The following is a 24,367-nucleotide window of genomic DNA, read 5'->3' as shown; positions in this document are numbered from 1 at the left end:
CGGATCGCGGCGTGGTGCTCCAATGTGTCGAGCGGGCTCTCGGTCGTGGCGATGACCTCGATGTTGTAGCGATCGAACAGCGCGCGCGGGCGGAACGCGTCCGTGGCGAGCATATCGGTGATGGTGTCGTAGTAGAGGTCGGCCGTCTCGGCACTCAGCTGCACGCCCATGCCGAAGGCCTCGGCGAAGACCCAGTCGAGCCACATGCGCGAAGGCGTGCCGCGGAACAGCCAGTAGCGCTCGGCAAACAGCCGCCACGCCGCGCGCGGGTCCACGCCCTTGTTGCGCACGCCGAGATCTTCCAGCGCCACGCCCTGCGAATAGAGCATCCGGAAGACGTAGTGATCGGGCACCAGCAGCAGGTCGGTGGCATTGCCGAAAGTCTCATCCTGCGCAAACCAGCGCGGATCGGTATGACCATGCGGGCTGATGATCGGCAGACCCGCCACGCTCGCATACAACTCACGCGCAAGCCCGCGCACCGAAGGATCGGCCGGCAGCAGCCGGTCGGGGTGAAGCTCAAGATTGCGGGCCATCAGTCGTCCAGTGCAGTGAAAGTGAAGTTGCGGAATTTCGTCTCGCCTGGGCCAGCGGCATAAAGGCCCGGACGCAGCATCAGGAAGCCGCCACGCACATTATGGTGGTAGCCCGAAACCTCCATGCCCCGATCGAACTTGTACCACGTGCGCCCGCCATCGCCCGAGGTGTGATAGCCGACTATATGGTGGCGGTTGGTTACGCGGATGCGCATCGTTGATCCGTGCGGATTGGCCGGACGGCCACGCTCCATGCCGTACTGGTGGGTGACGAAGCGGTCCTTGCCGAAGCCGAGGCCTGCATAGAGCTTGTCGTCGTAGAACAGCACAAGGCCAGCGGTCGCGCCTTCGGCCAGTTCGATGTCGCATTCGAACTGGTAGGATGTGTCACCCGCGATCAGCAGCAGGGGAGAACCGGTGGAGGGAGCAAGCCCTTTGCCTTTGAGAAACAGGGTATTGCCCGCAACGCGCACGCGATCCGCCTCGTCCGGGGCAGGGCGGAAGAACGACCACTTCGTGCCCAGCTGAAGCGTGGCGAAATCATCGCTGAGCGCCATGCCATGAGGCCATGCCTCGCCGCTTTTCGGCTTGGGCAAGGGTTGCGACAGGTCGCCGCCCATCATGCGGAACCATCCGTCCGGAGTCCATTCCACCGGATCGAGCAGGCACTGGCGGCCCAATGTCCAGAAGCCGTTCTCGAACCCGTGGTAAAGGCTCCACCATGAACCGTCCGTTCCTTCGACAAGGCTGGCATGTCCGCGCGACCACCACGCCTCGCGGACTTCGGTGGTGCGCACCAGCGGGTTGCCTGGGTGCTGCTCCCACGGACCATGGATCGAGCGCGCGCGCGCGGCTATGACCATGTGGCCGGTCGGCGGGCCTGCCGTGCCGCCGACCGCAGTGAGCATGTAGAACCATTTGCCGACACTGTGGATCTTGGGTCCCTCGGGCGAAAAGCCCTCTACGTCCCATTCGTCTGGGTATCGCCACGGATCATAGACGTGCTCGACTTGACCCACCACCTCCATTCCATCCTCGGACAGGCGTATCCGGTCTCCGCCCGACAAGAACAGCCAGCGCGATCCGTCCTCGCCCACGGCATGACATGGGTCGATATGGTCATGCAGGCCTAGAGAGACGGGGTCGCTCCATGGGCCGTCGATATGATCGGCCCAGATCACGTAGATGTCGTTCTTCGGAGAGGCCTTGACCGGAATATAGAGGAAGTAGCGCCCCTTGTGCTTCTCCAAACTGACGGCCCAGACCGAACCGATGTTCCGAGTGAGCGCGGGCTTGCGTGGCTGCCAGTTCACCAGATCGCGCGAGTGCCAGATCAGCAGGCCGGGGTAGCTCTCAAAGCTGGAGAAGGTAAGGTAGTAGTCCTTTCCGTCCTTCAGGATCGCCGGGTCGGGCCTGTCGCCCGAAAGCACCGGGTTGAGGAATTTGCCGTCGCCCAGATCGGCCACGCGCTGGTTGTCGAAACCCCGGCGCCGCGAGGAGATTGGACGCGGCACCGGGGCACTTTCGGCATTTGCCGGGAGAGGGATGGCAAGGCCGAAGGTTGGGCCAAGGGTTGAGAGAGCGGCAGACTTCAGCGCATCACGGCGGCTGATCGTCATAGTGCTAGGCCTGTGGTTCGGGCCCATGCGCGCCAAAGTTCGGGCCAGACTTCCACCGGCTTGCCGATCGCTTTGCGCAGCCCGAAGCCGTGGCCGCCGAATTCGAACAGATGCGTTTCGACGCGCACGCCTTTGTCCTTCAGCGCCGCGCGCAGCATCAGCGTGTTGTTGACCGGGACGGCATCGTCATCCTCGGCGTGGAGCAGGAAGAAGGGCGGAGCATCCCCTGGCACGTTGCGATGCGGAGAGTGCGCAGTTTCCACCGCGGCCGAAGCAGCCTTGCCCACCAGAAGTTCACGCGAACCGGGGTGCGCATCGGGTGCGCTCATCGAGATGACCGGGTAGATCGGCGCGGCACTGTGCGGCTTGGCCGAAAGGCCGTCGGCTTGATCAACCGCGTCATAGGTCTTCACAGCGAAACGTGTGGCAAGATCGGCGCACAAGTGGCCCCCTGCGGAAAAGCCCATGGCCGAGACCCGTTCCGGGTCCACTGCAAGGCTGCGGGCGTTGCGGCGGATGAGGCGCATGGCGCGCTGGGCGTCGGACAGGCTGACGTCTGACCCTGCCGCCCAGCCTTCGCCCGGCAGGCGGTAGAACAGTACGAAGGCGGTGAACCCGCGCGCCGCCAGCCAGCGGCCCATCTCGTAGCCTTCCTTGTCTACCACGACCCAGCGGTAGCCGCCGCCCGGCTTGATCAGGACGGCAGCGCCATTCGGACGGTCAGGCCGGAAGACGGCCATGCGCGGCTTGCTGATGCCGAACACGGCGCGGTCGGTCACCAGGCTGTCGGTCGAACGCTCCTGTACTGTCTCGATCAGCGATCTGGCAGGCGCGCCGGGAGCACCTAGAGGCCATAGGTCGATCGTCTCCGATGGCTGCGGCAGTCCGGGAGGCAGCGCTCCACCGGGCAAGGTCGGGACAGCGGTCTTCCCAAGTGCCTTTGTGCCAAACCCTGCAAAAAGCGAAGCCGCCATGAAAAATCGTCGATCAACGGATGCGGCGACTGTCATGATGGCTCCTGGAAGTATTTGGCCGGGCGCTGTAACGGATTGGAAGGATGCGCCCGGCCTAGGAGGTATAAGAGAAAAGGATCAGTACTTCAGGCGCGCACCGACGAGGAAGTTGCGGCCGAAGTGGTTGTTCTCGTAGTTTCGCTGCGCATCGATGTCGGTGTAACGGAAGCGGTAGGTGTCGAGCAGGTTGTTGCCTTCGACCGAAACTTCTAGCCACTCGGTGACCTTGTAACGGATCGAGGCGTCGACGTTCCACATCGGGCCGTAGCCTTCCAGCACGTTGCCGGTGCCACTTGCGCCTTCATGATAGGCGCTGCGGTAGGTTCCCATCACGCGGGCCGAGAACTTGCCATCATCGTAGTAGAGCGTGCCGTTGTAGGCACGCTTCGAAACGTTGGCGAGCGCTGCGCGACGTGTGACGTTGACCAAGGCGCCACCCGGTGTCGTGGCCGGGCCCTGCAGAGTGTAGTCGGCGTTGCTGTCGATAAAGGTCGCGTTGGCGATCACGCCGAAGTTGCCGAGGAAGCCTTCAGTAAAGATCTTGAACGGAACCTGCGCAGCCAGTTCGATGCCCTTGAGCTTGGCACCTGTGCCGTTGACAGTAGTGGTCAGCGTCCAGATCGGCTGCGTCAGCAGCGCCGGGTTCAGCGCGGCAGGCGACGACGGGTTCAGCACCGAGACGGGCAGGCCAGTCTGGGCGAAGGTCGCCTCCGTGATGGCTGCCGACTGGGTGAAGCTCTTCACGTCCTTGATGAAGCCCGCAATCGAGATCAACGCTTGCGGAGCGAAGTACCATTCGATGCCAAGGTCGTAGTTGGTGGCGCGGAACGGTTCGAGGAACGGGTTTCCGCTGTTGACGCGGAAGTTGAAGCCGTCTGCCGAACCGCCCGGCGTCAGCGAACCCAGCGTCGGACGAGTGATCACGTCGGCAATTGCGCCGCGTACGATCACGTTCTCGGTCGGGTAGAGCGCCAGGTTGGCCGAAGGCAGCCAGTCTTCGTAGCTGCGCTTGACCGTCGCTTGGACCCCGCTCACCAGACCATAGGACGACTGGTCGGTCTTGACGTAGCGCATGCCGGCGTTGAGAGCATAGCGCAGGCCGAACAATTCACCTTTGGCGTCAAACTGCAGGTAGCCGCCCTTGGTGGTTTCCTGCACGCCGCGAATATTGCCCGCATCGGCCACGAGGGCGCGTTCATAGAGCTTGGTCAGCGAGGTCGTTGCATCGAGGTTCGGCACCAGCCACGAATTGGTGTTGCCCGTCGGCTGCCCGGCACTGCCGAGGTTGAACAGCTGCGCCATCTGCGCGGTGACCGGAATGCCATAGACGGCGGTTGGGCCAAATACGGAGGACGCCGAGCAGTTGATCGTGCCGAAGATGCGGTCGACGCCGCCGTTGCCGCAGACCGCGGTATCGCGGGTGTAGGCTTCGGTATCGAAGTTGAACCGGCGCCACATGCCTCCCGCCTTGATGGTGAAGCCTTCGGCAACGTCCCATTCGGTGCGCAGCTGCAGCGTCCTGAACTTGTTGACGACGCTCGAGGGCCGGTCGCGGATTTCGGCAAGCTGGAAGTTGGCCGGGTCGGTCACGCTGGTGCCGAAGGTCAGCTTCGGGTGCTTCATGTCGGTATAGTCGAACGCGTACCCTTGCGCGTCACGGTCGTCGAAGATCATCGTCGTCTCGACGGGGATGTCTGCGTTCGACTTCGAAAAGCCGCCGAGCAGGGTGAAACGCAGGCTGTCGGTTACGTCCTGATCCCAGGTGCCACCAACCTGATAGAACTCGGTCTTGCTCTTGCGCAGGTAGTGCTCGGTGCGCACCCAGGCATCGTTGAGCGTGGCTGAGACCATGTTGTTGTTGGCGTCGTAAACCGGGTTGACGACGTTGATGGAGCGTTCGTTCGAGCGAAGCAGGACTTCGCCCCACTGCTCTTCACGTCTGGCGTTGAAGCGGGAGAACAAGCCGTCGATGGAGATTTTGGTGGCATCGGTCGGCGCGAACTGGACCGAACTGGTCAGGCCCAGGCGTTCGCGATCGTGCTTGACTTCGCCATAGCGCGGAATGCGGGGGTGGAAGGCCAGCGCGGCCTTGTCGCATGCTGTGCTGGCAACGTAGGTGCCGCCGCTATTCGGTCTGGTGAAGCAATCCGTTCCATCGACCGAATCAAACCGTGCCTGCGACCAGCGCACGGTATTGTTGCCGAGTTCGAGGACGCGGGTCTTCTGATAGGCGGCCGAAAGCGAGACGCCGAAAGTGCCGGCATCGTTGCGCCAGCTGGCGAGTCCGGCAAGGCGCGGGCCGAAATAGTTCGAGAGATCGTTGTAGCTACCGACGACCGAAGCGACGGCCGTGAAACCCGCCTTGCCTGCCAAAGGATTCCCGGTGTTGAGATCGACGACGGCGCCAAGCGAGCCTTCATCAAGGCTCGCTTCGGCCGTCTTGTGCACCACGATAGAACTGAACAGTTCAGAGGCGAAGACGTTGAAATCGAACGCGCGGTCGCGGTTGGCAGAGGCACCGTCGGTCGAAGTGGCGACGGTTTCGAGGCCATTGACGCGGACGCGGGTGAATTGGCTGGACAGACCGCGCACAGTTATGGCGCGGCCTTCACCAGCATCGCGCGAGATCGAGATGCCGGGAATGCGCTGTAGCGATTCGGCGAGGTTCTGGTCAGGGAACTTGGCGATGTCTTCGGCGACGATAGCATCGACCGCACCGACTGCGTTCTTCTTCACGTTGATCGCGGCCTGAAGCGACTGGCGGAAGCCGGTGACGACGATTGCGTCATTCGGAGCGGCTTCCTCGGAAGCGAGCTGCGGCTCGGCAGCGACCGGCACATCCTGGGCCTGTGCAGTTCCGGCAGCAACAAGCGCGCCACCGGCCAGCAGGGCCATCCTGAAAAGCGAAACGCGCGAAACCTGAATACCCATTCTGAATCCCCTCCTCGCCCTTTTCGGGGCTATTGCTACCGGTGTCAAAGGGGAAGACGACGACGCGCCATACCTTCCAATGCACCACTGCTCCCGCACGCCGATGCTGCGACCCGCAGGGCACCGGCAGTCGATCCGGTCCTCTCGATCAGGGAGCCAGAAGCTTTGCCTGTCGATGAGGTAACCGGTGTCATTATTTATTGCCCTCGGTTCTTCGGTCTGTCAATAACCATGGCATTGGGAGAGTCGCCGATGCGCAAGATACTGCAAAACGCTACCATTTCCGCCATTGTCGCCACACTTATGGCGGCGGCGGTCCACGCCGAACCGCACCCTGCCGATCCGACCAAGGGCGGTACCGGCGGGCGAATCATCCGCGTGAAGACTCTGGCGAAGTCAGGCCCAGGATCGCTCGCCGAGGCCCTTGCGACAAAGGGACCGCGCACCGTCGTGTTCGAAGTTGGTGGCGTGATCGACCTCGGCCGCGATACACTCGAGATCACCGAGCCATTCCTCACCGTAGCGGGGCAGACAGCGCCTTCGCCGGGCGTCACGATCATCAAGGGCGGGATCGATCTCAGGACCCACGACGTGGTGCTATCGCACCTCAGGGTCATGACTGGCGCGGACGGGCAGGCAATGTTTTCAGGCTGGGAAGCCGATGCGTTCTCTACTGTCGCTGCGCACAATGTCGTGGTCGAACACTGCAGCTTCCTGTGGGCTCTGGATGAGAACATGTCGGCATCAGGCCCTCGCTTCACTGGCAACTCGGTGGCCGAGTGGCGCGCGGGCACAAGCCATGACGTCGTCTTCCGCGAGAACCTTGCCGCAGAGGGACTTGCCAAAGCGAGCCACCCCAAGGGTGAGCATTCCAAGGGCAGCCTGATCCACGACAACGCCACCAACATCACATTTTATCGCAACGTCTGGGCGCACAACGTCGAGCGCGCACCGCTCGTCAAGGGCGGGGCGCAGGTCACGATGATCAACAACGTGATCTACAATCCCGGCCACCGCGCCGTGCACTACAACCTGATGAATCTTGAATGGACCGGCCACGATTACGTGACTGGCGAAATCACGGCGCTCGGCAATGTCATGCGCGGCGGCAACGATACCGATCCGGGGCTGCCGTTCCTGATGCTCGGCGGCGATGGCGACCTGAAGTACTTCGGCAAGGATAACCGGGCGGTCGATCGCCACGGCAATCCGCTTCCCCAGTTCGGCCGCTATGGTGAGACGAAGGCGAGGCTGATCACCGCCAAGTCACCGATGACTGATGTGTCGCGCTACAGTGTCCTGCCCTCTGGCGAGGTCGAGACGTCGGTGCTCCAGACTGTCGGCGCGCGTCCATGGGATCGTGCGCCCGACGACATCCGTATACTGTTCTTCGTGGCCGAAGGACGCGGTGACATTATCGACGACGAGAAGCAGGTGGGCGGCTATCCGCACCCGGTGTCCACATTCGCCCCCTTTGTCGAGACCGACTGGAATCTCGATACGATGACGCCCAAGTCCGGACGCTATCCGGGCCAAAAGGCGGGCGCGCAGGAGAAGCTCTCCACCCGCGATGCTGCGATGCGCACCCAGTGAGTGCGGTTTTCGCCCTGCTAATCTCGGCCGCCCCACCGATGGCGGTGATCGACGAGATCGATACCATGCGTCGTGAACCGCCGCCGCACGGAGCCATCGGCATGAGCACTGCGTGGCGGATCAGCGATCAAGTTCCCCAACCCCGTCGCATGGAGTTCCGCCGCCGCACGCTCGATGTCGGCGCGGCGATCGGTGAACACCCGATTGCGCACGACGAGGTATATTATGTGCTCGAAGGTGAGGGCGAGGTCGTGTCCGACGGACAACGCGCAACCCTGCGCAAGGGCATGACTGCCTACCTCTATGAAGGCGCAGTCGTCGGCATCTGGCAAAAAGGCGACAAACCGCTGGCGCTGATCGTCAGCTACCCGGTTGAACGTAAGGCGCCGTAGCCCAGAGTTCGCGTTCCCAGCGGCGTGGATCGTCGAAGACCTTTACGTTGCCATCGCCGACCACCAGCGTCGCACGGCCGGGAAGGCAATAGGGCGTCCATTCGGCAAGCCCGGGGCACCCAGCCTTCGCAAGTCCCGCAAACGCTTGCATCATCAGGTCGCGGGTCATCCGCGCGCCCTGATCGACCCCGCTCATGCTACCGGGCGCATCGAGCGTTCCGAATACGTAGGGAATGTCGTCGGTGTGTGCCGCGCCACGCAAGGGATCGAGCGGCGAGGGCCGGTCGAGCTGATAGACCCACGTCGCGGCAGCGCCGGCCTTCGCGCGTTCATCCGCCTCGATCACCTGACCGGGCCACGAACGCCCGGCTGTTGTCGCCGAATAGAACACCTGCTCGGGCGTCCATGAGGGATATTGCGCGCGGTACCGGGCCACAACCCAGTCAACGTCGAGATCGATCTTGATCTCGGGCACAATGCGTGTGGCAAGGTTGTCCCAATCAAGGCCGAGAAGCTTTGGCCCCCTTGGATCGATGAAGGCTCGCGTCTCCTCGCGCACATTGCCGAGGATCATCGGAATGCCACGAGATTGCGGCGCGGCATCGGGCCAGAAAGGGTGGCGCAGCAGGTTGGTCATGTCGAGTACGGGGCCGAAGTATAGACTCCCGCCCATCACAGGATCGGTTGTGCCCAGGGCATCCACGATCCGCTCCACCGGCATCGTCAGGAGGGCCTCGACATCGCCCGGTGCCAGTTTCAGCGCAGCCATCAGCGCTTGGGTGCGCTTCCAGGCATTGTTGGGGCCACTGGCAACGACCTGCTGGCCGCTCATCGTCGCCGCGCTGTGGAACAGGCCCTTGGCACCCGGCATTGCCATCAGGGTGGCGATTTTGGCCCCGCCGCCTGACTGACCGAACACCATCACCCGCGCCGGATCTCCGCCGAACGCAGCGATGTTGGCGCGCACCCATTCGAGCGCCAGGATCAGGTCGAGTTGCCCGAGATTGCCACTGTCCGCATAGCGTGAACCAAACGGTTTGAGCCAGACATAACCCAGCGCATTTAGTCTGTGGTTGACCGTGACGACAACCACGTCACCCTGCGCCGCAAGCTTACCGCCATTTGTCAGCGGATCGGTCACCGTGCCGTTCGAGTAGGCCCCTCCGTGGAAATAGACCATGACGGCCCGCTTGGCGCACAAGTTCGCATCCGGGGTCCAGACATTGAGGAACAGGCAGTCCTCGCTCTGCGACAGGTCCGGATTGCCGCGCTGGGGGGCAATGGGAGCAAATGACCGGGTCTCTGTGGGACTCGTAGGCAAAGGCTCGCTCACCGCACGCGCGAACCGCGCCGCGCGACCGTATCTTATGCCTTTGAACGCCAGAACGCCGTTTTCTCGAAGGCCAATAAACGGCCCGACTTTCGGGTCTCGTGTGCGTCCGAGCACGGGCGTTGCCGCAAGCGCTGCGCCTGCACCGAGCAGGCGGCGGCGCGTCAGTTCACCGCCGGACATCGCCGCCCTGCGCCGAGAACGCTGCGAGTTCGCCAGGGCGGATCAGGCAGAAATCGCCGGGCAGCGAGTGCTTGAGCGCTGCCAGTGCAAGGCCGCATTCGGCCATCGCCTGTGCGTCTGCTCCTTGCAGGTACGCGTGCAGTACGCCGGCGGCGAAGGCATCGCCTGTCCCGATCCGGTCGACGATGCCGGAGACTTGTATTTCCGCCGTCTGGTGCTCTGTGCGCCGCGTATCAACGCGCGCCGCAAGGCGGTGGTGATCGCTCGACACAACATGCCGCGCGGTCGAGGCAACGAGTTCGAGCTTCGGAAATGCGGCAAAGGCGGCTTCGACCGCCTCGCGACGTCGCTCCGCACCATCTCCGCAGAAGGTCTTGCCGAGCAGCAGCGAGATATCTCGGTGATTGCCAATTAGGGCCGTGGCCGCGCCGACCAGTTCAGTCAGGACCTCGCGCGGATTGCTGTCCCAGCTTTCCCACAACTGCGCTCGGTAGTTGCCGTCAAGGCAGATCGGTACGGCTGCACCCTGCGCTGCCGCAATCGCCGCCCGGGCCAGAGAGACGCCTTTGGGTCCGAGCGCGGGGGTAATGCCCGACATGTGCAGCAACCGCGCGCCACCCAGAGCCCCTGCCAGATCGAATGCGTCGGCATCGGCCAGCGCAAAGGCCGATCCTGCCCGGTCATAGGTGATCGAGGAGGGCCGCGATCCCGCGCCCGGCTCCATGAAGTAGAGCCCCATGCGCCCACTGCCGCGCGCCACGAACCGCGTGTCCACGCCCGCCGCCCCCAGCTCTGCCTGCACCTTGTCGCCGAGCGGGTTGTCGGGCAGGAACGTGACTATCCGGGCCTCGTGGCCAAGCGATGCCAGTGCCGCTGCGACATTGGCCTCCGCACCACCCACGACCATGTCGAGGCTCTGCGCCTGCACCATCATTCGCGCGCCCGGAGGAGAAAGCCGCAGGAGCATCTCGCCGAAGCAGACGACGTGCCCGCTCATCGGGCCAGCCAGCCCCCGTCCACCGCAAGCACGTGACCCTGCACATAGTCCGCCGCGCTGCTGGCGAGGAATACGGAGGCGCCGCCGATGTCTGCCGGATCGCCCCAACGGCCTTCGGGAATACGCTCCATGATCTGGCGGTTGCGCGATTCGTCAGCCTGCAGGGCGGCGGTGTTGTTCGTGGCGATGTAGCCGGGCGCGATCGCGTTGACGTTCACCCCCTTGTCCGCCCATTCGCAGGCAAGCAGCTTGGTCAGCCCTGCCACGCCGCTTTTGCTTGCGGTATAGCTCGGCACGCGGATGCCGCCCTGAAAGCTCAGCATCGAGGCGATGTTGATGATCTTGCCGCGCTGACCGGTGGACGCGCGGTTGGCGATCATGTGCCGCCCTGCCGCCTGGCTGAGGAAGAACACCGACTTGAGATTGGTGTCGACCACCGCGTCCCAGTCTTCCTCGGTGAAGTCCACAGCATCGGCCCGGCGGATGATCCCGGCATTGTTGACGAGGATGTGAAGCCCGCCGAGTTCCTCGATCACGTAATCGACTATGGCCTGAACGGGCGCGATGGTCGAAAGATCGGCCCCCACCAGCTCGCACTTGCGCCCCAGAGCCTTGACCTTGGCGGCGGTTTCTTCGGCAGGCGTACGGCCGACGGCAGCGATGTCTGCCCCCGCCTGAGCCAGCGCCACGGCGATGCCTTGCCCGATCCCGGTGTTCGCGCCAGTGACAACCGCGACGCGGCCCGAAAGGTCGAATAGGCTCATTGCAAATCCTCTCCCCTTTTGCGGGGTTTTCAGGCCGAAAGGCCGCGCAGGTATTCGGAGATCGCCTCGTCCTTGCTGTTGACATAGAACAGTTCGGCAAACTTCTCGCCCGCGATTGCAGCCTTGAGCAGGTCCTGATCCACCGTCTTGAGCACGGTCAGCATGTCGCGGCACGAGGCGTCCTTGAGGCCCTTCAGGATGCCGCGATTGGTCTTCATGATCGCGGCACGTTCCTTGGGGTAACCAAGTCCGCGCTCGCCGTCGAAAAGCTTGCCGTAAACGTCCTGCAGGTTGAGTTCGGCGGCCCAGCCGAAGCCCTTGGAATAGGGCATCGAGATCGCATTGCCGTCGTTGATCTGGCCGAACAGGAAGGCATCGGTCGGATCGATCACGAGCCCGCAGAACACACCGGGCATGGAATTGGCGGCGAGCATCGAACCCATGCCGGTGCCGCAGCCGGTCACCACGAAATCGGCCGCGCCTGAATTGAGCAGGATGCCGGTCAGCAGCCCGTTCATCACATAGGTGAGCGAGGCTTTGTCCTCGGACGAATACATGCCGTAGTGATGCACTTCGTGGCCCAGCGGCTCGGCCACCGAAACAAGCGATTCGTGGACGAGGCTAGCCTTGGCGGCCTGGCTGTTTTCGATGATGAGTGCGATCTTCATGGGATTTTCCTCTCGCTCCGGCAGGTTCGGGCCGGTGGAATGGCAAATGCAATTGGCGTTTAGGTAACCGGTGTCAATAATCAGCGCAAGCTGGTTTTTGATGAGAGGGTGCTCCGTCAGGCTGGGGCGACTGAGGCGCGCTCGATCAGGTCGGAAAGGAAGTGCGATGGTGCCTTGCGCGCCTGTGCCGGGTCGATCAGCTTGATCGCAGCGGCCTTGGCCATGGCCTGGATTGGCCAGCGCACGGTCGTGAGCGGCGGCCAGATGTGCGCGGCGATGGCGGTGTCGTCGAAGCCGATGATCGAAAGATCTTCGGGCACGGAAAGCCCCTGCGTGCGCGCGGCGTGGAGGACGCCAGCGGCCATCTCGTCGTTGCTGGCAAAGATCGCAGTAGGGCGAAGGGAAGCGGCAAGGAGCTTCTCACCCGCCGCAATACCGGTCTCGAAAGTGTAGTTCCCTTCGGCCATGATCGCAGGATCGAGAGCGATGCCGGCCCGCTCCAGCGCGTCGCGATAGCCCATCCCGCGTTCTGTGGCCGAGCGGAACCCTTCCGGCCCGGCGACGAAGCCGATACGCTTGTGGCCGCGCCCGATCAAATAGGCTACCGCCTGCGATACGGCCTCGCGGTCATTGGAGGCGACCATGTGCTCGTCGTCGTCGAGACGGACCGATCCCATGCGCACATAGGTCACGCCAAGTTCCTCGCACAGTTCGGCAAGGTCGTCGTTCTCGGAAATCGGCGGTAGCAGCATGACGCCGAAAAGGCGCTGTTGCTCAAGGAACGTGCGCACGTCGTCAAGCATGTCGGGCGAGCGGCGATTGACCGGGCGAACCACCAGCGCAAACTCTGTGTCGCGGATGGCCGAGAGGATGCCCTCCTGCACGCCCAGCACCATCTGGGCGTTGGGGTTGTCGTGGATCAGCCCGATGAGGAAATTGCGCCGCAGGGCAAGCGCCCGCGCCTGCGGGTTGGGCACATAGCCCAGTTCGGCAATGACAGCCTCGACCTTCTCGCGCGTCGCCTCGTTGAGCAGGGGAGAGCGGTTGATTACCCGGCTGACCGTCTTTTTGGAAACGCCGGCAATGCGCGCGACATCGTTGATCGTCGGCTTGCCGTCCTTTGCCTTCTTCACGCGCACCAGTCCTCTGATCAGTCCCGGACCGGTCGCCCGCCACGATGGGAGCTAACACCGGTGTCACTGCTGCATTTGTCCTAGCCTTTCCTTGGCAGGCTTTGCAATGGCACCTGATTGACACCGGTTACCTAAAAGCTATGCATAGCCGAGCCCCTTGGGAGAATCGCTCTTGTCGTCCGAAGTCCTGGCCCAGCCTGACGCCCTGCAAGTTCACGCCAGCGATAGCGTGGCTGTGGCTCTGCGGGCTCTGCCAGCCGGAGAGAGGGTGAGGGTGGGCAGCGCCGAAGTTGTGCTGACGCACGACATCGCTCAGGGACACAAGTTGGCGCTTCGGGATCATGCTCCGGCCGAGCCGGTGATCAAATATGGACTGCAGATCGGACGCGCGACACAGGCGATTGCCGCAGGCGAGCACGTCCACGTCCACAATCTGGCAACCGCGCTGGACGGGGAATGCGTCTACGCTAGAAGACCGGACGTTCGGGCCATCCGAAAGCCAGCCAGCACCACCGGACCAATCTGGCAAGGATATCGCCGCACCGATGGTCGCGCGGCAACCCGCAACGAAATCTGGGTGCTGCCGACGGTGGGCTGCGTCGGTCTGACGGCGGAGCATGTCGCCCGCGCGGCGCAAGAGCGCCATGCCGCCCTGATTGCGAGCGGTCGGATCGATGGTATTGTCGCCTTCGCCCATCCCCACGGCTGCTCCCAGCTGGGTGACGACCTTGCAGGCACCAGAGCGCTCTTGGCAGGCCTTGCCGCCAACCCCAATGCGGCGGGCGTGCTGCTCTTGGGCCTTGGCTGCGAATCCAACCAGCTTGCCGATCTCATGTCCAGCATACCGCAAGCCTCACGCGCCAAGGTACGCACCTTGTCTTCACAAGGCGCAGGAGACGAACTCGCCGAGGCAGCCTCACTGGTTGACGATATGGTCGTCGAGGCAGCGCAAGCGCGGCGCGAGGATCTGCCCTTGTCCGCACTCGTCGCAGGCCTCAAGTGTGGCGGCTCCGACGGCTTCTCCGGCCTTACCGCCAATCCGCTACTTGGCCGCTTCAGCGACAGGCTGGCCGCAGCCGGGGGCATCCCGGTACTGACCGAGATTCCGGAAATTTTCGGTGCCGAAGACGCGTTGCTTGGCCGCGCGGCAGACGAACCGACGTTCGAAGCCGCCGCCAGCCTCATCAACCGCTTCAAGCGCTACTATCTCGATCAAGGCCTGCCCGTTTCGGAAAACCCGTCGCCCGGCAACATCGCCGGTGGCATCACCACGCTAGAGGAGAAGTCAGCGGGCGCGGTGCAGAAGGCGGGCAGCGCAACTCTCACTTCTGTTCTGGCTTATGGCGAGCAGGCCCTTGAGCCGGGTCTCGCGCTGCTCGAGGCCCCCGGCAACGACGCTGTATCCTCGACTGCGCTGGCTGCTGCCGGGGCAACACTCATCCTGTTCACGACGGGGCGGGGGACGCCGCTCGGCTTCCCGGCCCCGACGATCAAGGTGGCGTCGAATCGCAGGCTGGCTGAGGCCAAGCCCCACTGGATGGACTTCGACGCTTCGTGCGCGCTCGAGGAGGGCCCGGCGGCGGCAGACGACTTATTTCTAGACGCCGTGCTCGCAATCGCCAGCGGCCGCAAAACCGCGTCCGAACGCTCTGGGCAGCGGGCGATAGCCATATGGAAGAAGGGCGTGACGCTCTAACTGCATATCTAAGAAATCGCAGCCACTTGTGAATGACACCGGTTTCCTTTAGGTAGCCGGACCTACGAAGGACCAAGGGATGGGGATCGAATTGAACGGGAATGCGGATCAGGTTGCAGCGGCCTTCGTCAGTGCCCGCCGCGCGGCGCGCGCACTCCAGGTCTATCCCGGCATTGCCCCGCAGGAGCTTGCCTCTGCCTACACGATCCAGAACAAGGCGATTGTGGTAGACGGTCGCCCTGTGATCGGATGGAAGGTTGGACGGATCAATCCGCCGCTCGATGGGAAGCTCGGGGCAAATCGTTTGGCAGGGCCGATCTTCGCCGATTCCGTGGTCGATGCCGCTCAGAAGGACGTGCCCGCCATGCCGGTCTTTTCAGGCGGATTCGCCGCTGCCGAGGCGGAGATCCTGCTCCACATCGCGCCGGGCTTTTCGGGCAAGGTGCCGACAGACGATGCTGAAACCATTGCCATCCTCGACGATGTGCGCCTCGGTATCGAGATCGCAAGCTCGCCATATCACGGGATCAACTCCGACGGGCCGACCGTGACTGTCTCCGATTTCGGCAACAACGCTGGGCTTGTGCGGGGCCAGCCCCTCGCTGGTTGGCAGACGTTCGATTTGTGCGCGATTCTAGTGCGTGCGGAGATCGACGGCAGCGAGGTCGGCGCTGCCACTGCCGCCACGATGCTCGATGGGCCTTACGGCGCCGTCCGGTTCCTTCTCGCCAACCTGATCGAGCGCGGTTTTGATGTATCGGGTGGCCTGTGGGTATCGTCGGGCGCCATCACCGGCGTTCACGAGATCCGCGAAGGTCAGACCTTCCGTGCCGTGTTCGAAGGCTGCGGCGAAGTTCGATGCAGCGTCGTTGCCGCCCAGCCCAGATAAGCGAGATAGAGAGCAGATCGGTCAGAACCGGCAGCTCGAGCGGGAGAGTTACAATGGTCCAGTCACCCCCTTCCACGCGCCCCAATTTGACCTTGGACGCCGATGCGGCCAAGGCGGGCCGCTATCGCTGGGTGATCGTCGCGCTGCTGTTTGCGGCAACCGCGGTCAACTATATCGACCGCCAGATGATCGGCGTGCTCAAGCCGACGCTCGTAGCCGAATTCGGCTGGACCGAGACCGACTTCGCGACAATCGTCTTCTGGTTTCAGGTGGCCTATGCCATCGGCTACATCGGATTTGGCCGTATCGTCGACGTGGTCGGCGCAAGGCTCGGCTATACCATCGCCATCGTCGTCTGGACCGCCGGGCACATGGCCCATGGCTTTGCCACTGGCCTTGCCAGCTTTGCCGCCGCCCGCTTCGGTCTCGGTATCGGCGAGAGTGGCAACTTCCCTGCAGGCATCCGCGCCGTGACCGATTGGTTCCCTCAGCGCGAGCGCGCTTATGCCATCGGCCTGTTCAACGCCGGCGCAAACGTCGGCGCGATCATCACTCCGCTGCTCGTTCCCGCGTTGGTGCTCTGGTTCGATTGGCGCGCCGCATTTTTCATCACCGGCATCTTCGGCGTGCTCTGGCTGGCGGCGTGGTGGCTGGTCTATCGCCATCCTTCCGAACACCCGCGCGTCACGCCGGGCGAACTGGCCTGGATCAGGCAGGACCCGGCGGACCCGGTCGAAACGATTGGCTGGAGCCGCCTGCTCACCGTCCGCGAGACCTGGGCCTATGCGTTGGGTAAGTTCCTGATCGATCCCATCTGGTGGTTCTTCCTGTTCTGGCTGCCCGGCTACCTGTTCGAACGCTATGACATGGACCTCAAGACCTTCGGCCTGCCCTTGGCGGCGATCTACCTAATCTCCGATGGGGGCTCGATCTTCGGTGGCTGGATGTCCTCGCGCCTGATCAAGGCAGGGCGCACCCCCAACTTCGCCCGCAAGATGACGATGTTGCTTTGCGCCGTCCTCGTCCTGCCCATCTGGTTCGCCCAGAGCCTCGACAGTGTCTGGTCGGCTGTCCTGATCATCGGGCTGGCGACCGCTGCCCATCAGGCCTTCTCCGCCAACCTTTACACTTTGCCTTCCGACGTTTTCCCGCGCGGGGCAGTGGGCTCGGTCGTGGGCATCGGAGGCACGGTTGGCGCATTGGGCGGCATGGGGATGGCGCTGTTCACCGGCTACATTCTCGACAAGACAGGTGGCAGCTACGAAATTCTCTTCGCGATCTGCGCCAGCGCTTATCTCGTCGCCCTAGCTGTGGTGCACCTTCTCACCCCGAGGCTCGCGCCGGCACAACCTTTATGAGATTCTGCGTTCAGCAAAATCGCGAAATTGATGAACGTGCCTTCTGAGACCTTGAGCTGCACTTCTGCTTTGAGCCCGCCACGGAACAGGCAAGCCACTGGTAAAAAGGATTTTCAGCTGCCAGTGATTTACTGAGGCTCAGCCCTGTTTCAACGTCCAGGCAACCTTCTGCAATAGCAGGTGCCATGGCCTCCCCTTTCAGGTTTCAGCCGAGCCATTCGCAGATGGCGTGCCTGAGCTTTCCTCTACGACCCTTCCCTTGGAGGCTGGGCTTGCCGCCTTGCAACTGCAACGTCTCGTATTATTCCGTGAAACCCTTGGTGTAGGTGGGTCCAAATTTGGCACCTGTGAAGCCGTGACTGTCGAGTTGGTCAGCCACGGCTTCCAGTTCGCGAAAACTGCTAGGCTCAGGACTCACTGATCACAGCCAGAAGAGCACTGTGGCGGCGAGTGCGAGGGCGGCGAAGAAGACGGTTGGACAGCGGTCGTATCGCGTTGCCACGCGTCGCCAGTCCTTGAGACGGCCGAACATGATCTCGATGCGGTTGCGCCGCTTGTATCGGCGCTTGTCGTACTTGACGGGGATGGAGCGGGATTTCCGGCCCGGAATGCAGGGCTTGATGCCCTTTTGCTCAAGCGCGTCCCTGAACCACTCGGCATCATAGCCCCGATCGGCAAGCATCCACTGTGCCTTGGGCAGGTCGTCGAGCAGGGCCGCTGCGCCGGTGTAATCGCTGATTTGGCCGGCCGTGATGAAGAAGCTCAGGGGGCGGCCGTTGGCATCGGTTATCGCGTGAAGCTTGGTGTTCATGCCACCCTTGGTCCGTCCGATCAGACGCCCGAGATCCCCTTTTTTACCCCAAGGCTGGAAGCCGTGCGGTGAGCCTTGAGATAGGTCGCGTCGATCATGAGTGTCTGAGGTTCGGCCCTCTGGGCGGACAGGCCTTCCATCATCCGGCCAAACACGCCCATCGCGCCCCACCGTTTCCAGCGGTTATACAATGTCTTGTGTGGCCCAAACTCCCTTGGCGCATCCCGCCAGCGCAGGCCGTTCCGGTTGACGAAGATGATCCCACTCAGAACCCGCCGGTCGTCAACCCGCGGCTTGCCGTGGCTCTTGGGAAAATAAGGCGAAAGGCGAGCCATCTGCTCGTCCGTCAGAAAGTACAGGTCGCTCATGCACAGTCTCCTCGCGGAGCCTGAATCACATCCCCCTCAGCCAATCAATGGGTCCTGAGCCTAGGCGGAATCAAAGCAGACGTGTAGATGGTCAGAAACGCGCAGCAGATTGCCCCTGATCTGAGGGACGGGCTTTGTCGGATCGAGCCGGAGGTTGGGCAGTCGGTCAAGCACCGCATTGAGTGCGCGTGCCATTTCCACCGGGGCAAGGTGCTGGCCGACGCACACATGCTGGCCGCTGGCAAACGGCATGGTGCGCGCAGTTTTGTCGCGGAATATATCGAAGCGATCCGGATCATCATATTTGCATGAGTCTCGGTTGACTGACCCCAGCACGACATTGACCATCGATCCCGCAGGGATGACTTTTCCGTCAATCTCGACATCGTTCACAGCGAAACGAAAAGTTGATGCAACAGGGACGTCCCAGCGCAGCGCTTCCTCGATCGCCTGCGCGCGAGTTCGCGATTGGCGCGCACGGCCTCCATTTGGTCGGGGTGATTCAACAGACAGGTCAGCAACACGCTGGTACCCCGATAGGTCGTGTCTCCGCCGGCATTCATCAGCTGGCGCAAAAAGGCGGTCAGGACTTCATCGGGCAGATGTTCGCCATCGACCTCCAAATGCACCAGATGGCTGACCAGATCATCGCCGGGCTGCGCACGGCGCATCTCGATCAGCTGCTCGAAAAAATCGCCCAGCTTTCGTATTGCTTCCGCGCCATGTGGTGCTCCGATGTTCGACAAAAGCTGCGCCACTGCCAGCTTGTGAAAGATCGGAGCCTGATCAGGCGCAAGCTGCAATTGCCGGTAGATAACCTGGAACGGGCAATGATGGGTATAATCCTCAATCAGATCGGCCCGCCTCAATCAATGAGCTTTCCCATCAGCGCGTCGACTACCGGATCGACAATGCTCTCACCCCATTGGCGAACCACCTGTGGCAGGAACGCCTTCTGGAACACTTTGAGAAAGCGACCATGTTCCGGCGCGTCCATCACCGTGATCGTTCGTCCGAAACTCTTTCCCAGACTATGCTTGAAGACGTCATGATTACGAAAGCTCTTTGGGTCCATCAGCACGCGCATGCACGCGTCGTGACCGAACACCATGTACTGGTCCATATGCCCGAGCTGGACATCGGGAATATCAGTTAACAGCTTCCGATAACTGCCCTTGTGCACGCTGCAGCCTGCATCAGCACGCGCAGTTTGGGATGGGGGTCGATCGTCTCGCCCGTTGCAGCTCGCTCGACCGCAAAAGCATCGAAACTCTTGTCTTCCAAATCTTCCAGCCGTGGCAGTTGCGCAAACATGACCAATCCTCTTTATTCTTCTGACATTATGACATTATTCGTCATGATGTCAAAAAAGGAAAGATTGCGGGCGGAATGAACGGCTGGGGCCAGATGGGGCCGGGGCATTCTGTGCAGTGGAGACAGCGAAACCCCGATCGTCGATGCATGGCAGCGGGGAAAGCCGCATTGTGCAAACATCAAGCATTCGGCCCGAGGGTAGCACTGATCACCGCCAGCAAGGCACCCCGCCGGGTCCTTGGACCATGTTCCCTTGCCTGGATCGAAAGCGCGATTCGTCCTTCTGCTTCGTCGTGTGTGGGTCGGACCGTCGGCTAGCAGGCGTGCGCATCTTAACGTAAATATGGGCAGGCCGCCCCCCTTTTGTAGGCCTGCCCCAGATCAAGGCGCTGCTATGCCCATCAGACGCCCAAAGCACCAAATGTATCAAGATCGCGCACCGCGACTCCAAATCTGTGGCCCTCTGCTACGCAGACTTCTTCGGGCTGCATTTCGGTAGGTGTGAAGGCCCACATGAAGCCATGCATTGCGTGGCGGCGGTAAGCTTCCCAGACCTCATCTGCCGGCGGTGCATCCTTGACGCCATTGGCAACGAGCCGCTGGCGATAATGCTCCAGCAGGTCGCGCTCATGCAGGCGCCGCTCGGCAACATCGAGCCCGCCAATAATGGAATAGGCGACATCGTGCATGTACGGCCCGGACTGCCAGCCCTGCCAATCCAGAAAGCCCGGCGTTCCATCGGTCTCGAAATACATGTTGCCCAGATGCGGATCACCATGACTGAAGCACTGCGCGATCTCGAGCGACCGCTTCCATTGCATTCGCAAACCGGCCTCCACCCGTTCACGATCGCGATACGGGCCCGTGATTTCCTTGCAGCGATCCATGGCCATGCAACGATCGAAATAGTCCTTTTCGAGCATCATCATCACCACCCGGTCCGCTGCGTCCCAGACAGTCGAAAAACTGCGCAGAGGGGCCAGTTGAGCCGAGTTCCACCACCGGGCGTGGAGGCAAGCAAGAATATCTAGTGCACCAGCCTGCTGGTCGAGCGTCATTGGCTTGGTCGCCAGCCCGAAACTGACGTTGCGCGCCGCGAGATCCTCGAGCAGCACCAATCCTTGCTCACCCTCGTCCCAGTCTGCCCAGAAAGCCTTGGGAATATTGATCTCGACCGAGGGAGCCCAGTTCTTGAAGAACTTGGCCTCCCAGACGAACGACTCGTCATAGGTGAAATCATGGCGAATGAAGCCCCCCTTCAACCACATTGTCGGTGGCAGGCAATGGGCATGACCTGCTTCGTTGTAGGACAGCAGCAATCGCACCTTGGTCGCGGTGCCCGGAATGATCGTACCGAGGTAGAGCGACGTCACCACGGTTCCGGGATAGTCTTGCTGCAACACTTTTGTGAGCCAAGCGGCTGTAATTGACGCCGTGTCCTTGGGCAAGCCAGCTACTACAGGCCTTGTCACAGTATCGCATCCACCATCGGGCATCTTTCAAAACTCCGGTTTTCGGCGGCATCGATCGCATGATCCGCAAAAGCTGACTTGCTCCTCGGCAAGGTTCGAACTCAATAGCCTCCGAATTTGTAGGTCAAAGAAACACCATAGGTCCTAGGGTTTCCAGGAAGATAGGAACTCGTGCCCAACGGCGTATCCTCCAGCGCCAGAATGCGCTGATAATAGCGCGTCTGGCCCAGATTGCGGGCAAACAGCGCCACCTCAAGATCGGGCTCGTCCAGCCTGTAGGCAATCCGCGCGTTGAGCACCCCAAAGCTGGGGATGCGGTTCGAGGTGCGATTGGTGTCTCCGAACAGCCCCTGCCCAATCAGCGGCCCAACGCCGAAGGTCTCACTGCGATAGGAATAGTCGGTGTGCAGCGCCAGTTTACCTGGGCCGACCGGAACTTCGTAATCCGCCGCCAGCGTGAACGACGTCTTGGGCGTGTAGGTGTAAGGCGTGTCCCTGACATCAACACTCACGATCGCGCCATTGCGGGTCACCGGAATGTTGAAACTGGTGTATTCCGGATCGAGCAGCGTCAGAGCACCGCTCAATCGCAGCCCTTGCGTGGGAGCAACGACCAACTCGGCCTCGAATCCCTTGATATGGCCCCTTGCGATGTTCTGGTTGCCCGAAGTCAGGGTGCCGTTCGGCGCCACAACAGGCACGTTGCGCTGGATATTCCGATAGTCGCTGTAAAAGGCAGCGAGGTTGAGTCGAACGGTCCGGTCCAAAAAGTCGAACTTGCCGCCGATTTCATAGTCAGTGACGGTCTCCGGATCGAAGGTGACTGAGCTTCCGCCGGTAATCGCTCGCGTATTGAATCCGCCGGCGCGATTGGCCTTGCTGGTCTTGATGTAAAGGAAAATGTCGTCCGATGCCTGCCAATCAAGCCCGGCGGTATACGACCAGTAATCATAGGTTCTGCGGTTGGTGGAGGCACATACGCCCGGCGTATCAAGCGTCGTGGCGTCCATCGAACATGTAAAGTTGCCACTTCCGCCTGGGGTCTCAGCGCGGTTCCGTCGGACTATCGATCGGATGTCCTTGGTGTAGCGCAGGCCACCAGTGAACCGCAACGTCGGCGTTATGCTGTAGGTCAGCTGACCGAACCCAGCCTGACTTTCGTTTCTAACCGTTGCATCTACATAGCCCAGCGAAGGGCTCAGCGGGAAGAGCGCGTAGCTCTTCGAACGGTCAGTGCCGTTCTCCACGAAATAGAACGCACCCAAGATATAGTCCAGATTTCCATCCAGCAGCGAACCTGAGAATTGCAGCTCCTGGCTGAACTGGCGCTGATGAATGAAGTTGCCGTCCGCCCTGACTAGGCCGCCTGTAAACAGGTAAGGCGTTCCGTCGTTGTCGGACAGGGATCCGGTATCGATGCCGCGCCATGCGGTGATCGACTTGACATTGAATGCTTCGGAAAAGTCATATTCAAAGGTACCGCTGGCACCCCATGTTTCCGCGTCGCCATAGATTCCGGGCATGCTGTTGAAGACGCGCCAGAAGCCGCCTGTCCCCCTGACATTGCCTTCCCAGGCATAGTTGGCAAGCGTGTCACCCGCAGGTCCTTTTACAGGACAGGCGGCCAAGGCAGTCGGCCCCGAACACAAGCCGACCAGCAAGCCGTTCAATGCGGTGGGCGTGAAGCTCTTCAGGCCAACCAGTTCGCCACCCGTGCGACGATCCGTATAGTCAGCCTGCAATGCCGCACGAAATGCGCCGCCATCGTCAAAGGCAATCGTTCCACGGACAAATTCGGTATTGTCGCCGCCGACACGCTGGTTGAACGGCACATTGACACCATAGCCTTCATGCTCGTTATGCGAATAGGCTACGCGCGCGGCGAGTCCCGCCGCGATCGGCACGTTGATGACTGCAGACAAGTCCCGCGCTTCGTAATTGCCGATACCCGCAGAGACCATACCTTCAAATTTATCGGTAGGCTTCCGGTTGACGACGTTGATGGCGCCACCGGTGGTGTTGCGACCGAACAGCGTTCCCTGCGGTCCCCGTAACACCTCGACGCGCTCAACATCCAGAAAATTGAACAATCCGCCAGAAGAACGCGCGACATATACGCCATCGACATAGGCACCGACCGACTGATCGATAGCAATCAGGCCATCAGGCGAGCTCTGGCCGCGCAATGAAAATGATGCCGAGCCAGGCTGTGCAGTTGCAGGCTGGACAACAAGCCCCGGCGCAATCGCTTGAAGCTGATCAACGGTACGCACCTGATTGTTCGTGAGGGCGTTGCCATCGACAGCAGTTACAGCCACCGGCGTCGATTGCAGGCTCTCTGACACCCGGCGGGCCGTAACAACGATATCCTGGATACCTCTGCCCGTTTGATCATCTGCCTGGTCGCCCTGAGCTTCCTGAGCCGACACTGGAGACGCTTGAATGCCCGCGAGCAGGGTTGCGGCCAGAAGTGTCGAACGTAGCACCTTTTTCATTTAGACATCCTCCCTCTAATCTGCGGCGCCCGCTATTCCCGGACGTCCTTGCCGCATCCTGCCTATGGCGAAACATCTTAATCGTCAATATAATTAATACGGCTTTGAAGATATGCCGATCTGCCGCCTTTGCGCCGCTGTTGGCATCGGGCAGCGCAGCAAGCTCCGCCCAGCTGCCATCTGATAGCTCTTGACTACCTCTTAATCTCAAAATCATATAAACGATAATAGTGGTTGACAGAACCCCCGGCGACGCCTGCGCTGCCATCCGCAGCCCTTGCCTCGGATCGAAATTGGACGGGATGAACTAGAGAATTGCGCTACATCTCAACGAGGAGCAGAGGATTCTGCAGCAGGAGTTGAGACAGCTTCTGACAGACCTGAGTTCATCCGACGTGCTTCGACAGTCTATCGAGAAGAACCAGCCCCTCGATCACAATGTCTGGAGGGCGCTGTCCGAGTTCCGCGTACTGGGCACGGCCAATTGTGACGTGACCCCCAGCTTTCCTCCAGCTGGGATTAGAGCCGGGCGGTTGTTTTGTGCATCAGCGCGGTTGAAGCAATGGGCTGCGTAGCGGAGCCCGTAGGGCGTAGCGAAGCAGGCCATTGCTTATCCAGTTTGGCGGCGAACGCCGCCGGGGTTGCATAGCCAAGGGACGAGTGCGGTCTCTCCCGGTTGTAATCCTCGACCCAGGCAGCGATCTCGACCCGGGCATGGGCGAGGCTCATGAATAAGGTCTCGTTCAGCAGCTCGTCGCGCATACGGCCGTTAAAGCTCTCGACGTAGCCATTCTGCATCGGCTTG

The 24,367-nt window shown here is 61.7% G+C and carries 20 protein-coding genes and 1 pseudogene; 5 read left to right on the top strand and 16 right to left on the bottom strand.

What is annotated here, in order from left to right:
• From IQ25_RS20380 to IQ25_RS20365, 4 genes are all read right to left on the bottom strand, one after another.
• Window positions 1-536, bottom strand: a 536-nt coding sequence (locus IQ25_RS20380) for a glucuronate isomerase (RefSeq protein WP_181447296.1), incomplete at its 3' end; no start/stop codon positions are given.
• Entirely contained in the window at window positions 536-2,155 is a 1,620-nt protein-coding gene (locus tag IQ25_RS20375) for a family 43 glycosylhydrolase (RefSeq protein ID WP_144908119.1), read from the bottom strand. The genes IQ25_RS20375 and IQ25_RS20380, both read right to left, overlap by 1 nt.
• Complete coding sequence (locus IQ25_RS20370; protein ID WP_144908118.1) at window positions 2,152-3,129, bottom strand: alpha/beta hydrolase; 978 nt, start codon at window positions 3,127-3,129, stop codon at window positions 2,152-2,154. The genes IQ25_RS20375 and IQ25_RS20370 overlap by 4 nt, the downstream gene beginning before the upstream one ends.
• Window positions 3,130-3,246: 117 nt before the next feature.
• Entirely contained in the window at window positions 3,247-6,099 is a 2,853-nt protein-coding gene (locus tag IQ25_RS20365; protein WP_144908117.1) for a TonB-dependent receptor, read from the bottom strand.
• A gap of 252 nt (window positions 6,100-6,351) precedes the next feature.
• Between IQ25_RS20365 and IQ25_RS20360 the strand changes: the two genes are divergently transcribed.
• On the top strand, window positions 6,352-7,692 hold the full coding sequence (locus tag IQ25_RS20360) for a pectate lyase family protein (RefSeq protein WP_144908116.1): 1,341 nt from the start codon (window positions 6,352-6,354) through the stop codon (window positions 7,690-7,692).
• A gap of 38 nt (window positions 7,693-7,730) precedes the next feature.
• Complete coding sequence (locus IQ25_RS20355) at window positions 7,731-8,084, top strand: cupin domain-containing protein (protein WP_144908122.1); 354 nt, start codon at window positions 7,731-7,733, stop codon at window positions 8,082-8,084.
• Here the strand turns inward: IQ25_RS20355 and IQ25_RS20350 are convergent.
• The 5 genes from IQ25_RS20350 to IQ25_RS20330 all read right to left on the bottom strand — a co-directional run bounded on the left by IQ25_RS20350 (window position 8,053) and on the right by IQ25_RS20330 (window position 13,159).
• Entirely contained in the window at window positions 8,053-9,597 is a 1,545-nt protein-coding gene (locus IQ25_RS20350) for a carboxylesterase/lipase family protein (protein ID WP_144908115.1), read from the bottom strand. The two genes, IQ25_RS20355 and IQ25_RS20350, sit on opposite strands and share 32 nt — an antisense overlap.
• Entirely contained in the window at window positions 9,584-10,594 is a 1,011-nt protein-coding gene (locus IQ25_RS20345) for a sugar kinase (RefSeq protein WP_144908114.1), read from the bottom strand. Before IQ25_RS20345 ends, IQ25_RS20350 begins: the two co-directional genes overlap by 14 nt.
• On the bottom strand, window positions 10,591-11,358 hold the full coding sequence (kduD, locus tag IQ25_RS20340) for a 2-dehydro-3-deoxy-D-gluconate 5-dehydrogenase KduD (protein ID WP_144908113.1): 768 nt from the start codon (window positions 11,356-11,358) through the stop codon (window positions 10,591-10,593). Before kduD ends, IQ25_RS20345 begins: the two co-directional genes overlap by 4 nt.
• A gap of 29 nt (window positions 11,359-11,387) precedes the next feature.
• Window positions 11,388-12,026, bottom strand: a complete 639-nt coding sequence (locus IQ25_RS20335; RefSeq protein WP_144908112.1) for an RpiB/LacA/LacB family sugar-phosphate isomerase — start codon at window positions 12,024-12,026, stop codon at window positions 11,388-11,390.
• A gap of 116 nt (window positions 12,027-12,142) precedes the next feature.
• Entirely contained in the window at window positions 12,143-13,159 is a 1,017-nt protein-coding gene (locus IQ25_RS20330; protein ID WP_144908111.1) for a LacI family DNA-binding transcriptional regulator, read from the bottom strand.
• 172 nt (window positions 13,160-13,331) lie between these two features.
• On the opposite strand from IQ25_RS20330, the gene IQ25_RS20325 reads away from it, so the two are divergent.
• From IQ25_RS20325 to IQ25_RS20315, 3 genes are all read left to right on the top strand, one after another.
• Window positions 13,332-14,855 (top strand): UxaA family hydrolase, encoded by a 1,524-nt coding sequence (locus IQ25_RS20325; protein WP_246415733.1) that lies wholly within the window; start codon window positions 13,332-13,334, stop codon window positions 14,853-14,855.
• Between the two features lie 79 nt (window positions 14,856-14,934).
• Window positions 14,935-15,744: a 2-keto-4-pentenoate hydratase gene (locus tag IQ25_RS20320; protein ID WP_144908110.1), complete on the top strand. Its 810-nt coding sequence runs from the start codon at window positions 14,935-14,937 to the stop codon at window positions 15,742-15,744.
• Window positions 15,745-15,797: 53 nt separating this feature from the next.
• On the top strand, window positions 15,798-17,102 hold the full coding sequence (locus tag IQ25_RS20315; protein ID WP_181447295.1) for an MFS transporter: 1,305 nt from the start codon (window positions 15,798-15,800) through the stop codon (window positions 17,100-17,102).
• A 421-nt stretch (window positions 17,103-17,523) separates the two neighbouring features.
• On the opposite strand, the gene IQ25_RS20310 is transcribed toward IQ25_RS20315, so the two are convergent.
• The 7 genes and pseudogenes from IQ25_RS20310 to IQ25_RS20290 all read right to left on the bottom strand — a co-directional run.
• Window positions 17,524-18,281, bottom strand: a protein-coding gene (locus IQ25_RS20310) for an IS5 family transposase (RefSeq protein WP_144908109.1) whose coding sequence is annotated in 2 segments (ribosomal slippage) — window positions 17,524-17,948 and window positions 17,948-18,281 — 759 coding nt in all. Because the reading frame shifts where the segments join, the coding sequence is not laid out codon by codon here.
• A 60-nt stretch (window positions 18,282-18,341) separates the two neighbouring features.
• Window positions 18,342-18,952 (bottom strand): annotated as a pseudogene (locus IQ25_RS21500) (cytochrome P450).
• A gap of 194 nt (window positions 18,953-19,146) precedes the next feature.
• On the bottom strand, window positions 19,147-19,404 hold the full coding sequence (locus tag IQ25_RS21250) for a cytochrome P450 family protein (protein WP_220094572.1): 258 nt from the start codon (window positions 19,402-19,404) through the stop codon (window positions 19,147-19,149).
• Between the two features lie 29 nt (window positions 19,405-19,433).
• A complete protein-coding gene (locus tag IQ25_RS21245) occupies window positions 19,434-19,595 on the bottom strand; it encodes a hypothetical protein (protein ID WP_220094571.1) in 162 nt (53 codons plus the stop codon).
• Between the two features lie 401 nt (window positions 19,596-19,996).
• On the bottom strand, window positions 19,997-21,043 hold the full coding sequence (locus tag IQ25_RS20300; protein ID WP_158637818.1) for a phosphotransferase: 1,047 nt from the start codon (window positions 21,041-21,043) through the stop codon (window positions 19,997-19,999).
• A 125-nt stretch (window positions 21,044-21,168) separates the two neighbouring features.
• On the bottom strand, window positions 21,169-23,562 hold the full coding sequence (locus tag IQ25_RS20295) for a TonB-dependent receptor (protein WP_144908107.1): 2,394 nt from the start codon (window positions 23,560-23,562) through the stop codon (window positions 21,169-21,171).
• Between the two features lie 519 nt (window positions 23,563-24,081).
• A partial coding sequence (locus IQ25_RS20290; RefSeq protein ID WP_144908106.1) for an integrase core domain-containing protein occupies window positions 24,082-24,367 on the bottom strand: 286 nt, incomplete at its 5' end.

The sequence above is a fragment of the Novosphingobium taihuense genome (genome assembly GCF_007830315.1).
GTDB classification, from domain to species: domain Bacteria; phylum Pseudomonadota; class Alphaproteobacteria; order Sphingomonadales; family Sphingomonadaceae; genus Novosphingobium; species Novosphingobium taihuense.
The sequence above is the reverse complement of the archived record's forward strand: the minus strand, read 5'-3'. Positions and strand labels throughout refer to the sequence as shown.

Coding starts and splice junctions, on each gene's coding strand:
- IQ25_RS20320 (WP_144908110.1), top strand. CDS start 14,935: ATGGGGATCGAATTGAACGGGAATGCGGATCAGGTTGCAGCGGCCTTC.
- IQ25_RS21250 (WP_220094572.1), bottom strand. CDS start 19,404: ATGGACCAGTACATGGTGTTCGGTCACGACGCGTGCATGCGCGTGCTG.
- IQ25_RS20365 (WP_144908117.1), bottom strand. CDS start 6,099: ATGGGTATTCAGGTTTCGCGCGTTTCGCTTTTCAGGATGGCCCTGCTG.
- IQ25_RS20315 (WP_181447295.1), top strand. CDS start 15,798: ATGGTCCAGTCACCCCCTTCCACGCGCCCCAATTTGACCTTGGACGCC.
- IQ25_RS21245 (WP_220094571.1), bottom strand. CDS start 19,595: ATGTTTGCGCAACTGCCACGGCTGGAAGATTTGGAAGACAAGAGTTTC.
- IQ25_RS20335 (WP_144908112.1), bottom strand. CDS start 12,026: ATGAAGATCGCACTCATCATCGAAAACAGCCAGGCCGCCAAGGCTAGC.
- IQ25_RS20375 (WP_144908119.1), bottom strand. CDS start 2,155: ATGACGATCAGCCGCCGTGATGCGCTGAAGTCTGCCGCTCTCTCAACC.
- IQ25_RS20360 (WP_144908116.1), top strand. CDS start 6,352: ATGCGCAAGATACTGCAAAACGCTACCATTTCCGCCATTGTCGCCACA.
- IQ25_RS20355 (WP_144908122.1), top strand. CDS start 7,731: ATGGCGGTGATCGACGAGATCGATACCATGCGTCGTGAACCGCCGCCG.
- IQ25_RS20350 (WP_144908115.1), bottom strand. CDS start 9,597: ATGTCCGGCGGTGAACTGACGCGCCGCCGCCTGCTCGGTGCAGGCGCA.
- IQ25_RS20345 (WP_144908114.1), bottom strand. CDS start 10,594: ATGAGCGGGCACGTCGTCTGCTTCGGCGAGATGCTCCTGCGGCTTTCT.
- kduD (WP_144908113.1), bottom strand. CDS start 11,358: ATGAGCCTATTCGACCTTTCGGGCCGCGTCGCGGTTGTCACTGGCGCG.
- IQ25_RS20370 (WP_144908118.1), bottom strand. CDS start 3,129: ATGGCGGCTTCGCTTTTTGCAGGGTTTGGCACAAAGGCACTTGGGAAG.
- IQ25_RS20295 (WP_144908107.1), bottom strand. CDS start 23,562: ATGAAAAAGGTGCTACGTTCGACACTTCTGGCCGCAACCCTGCTCGCG.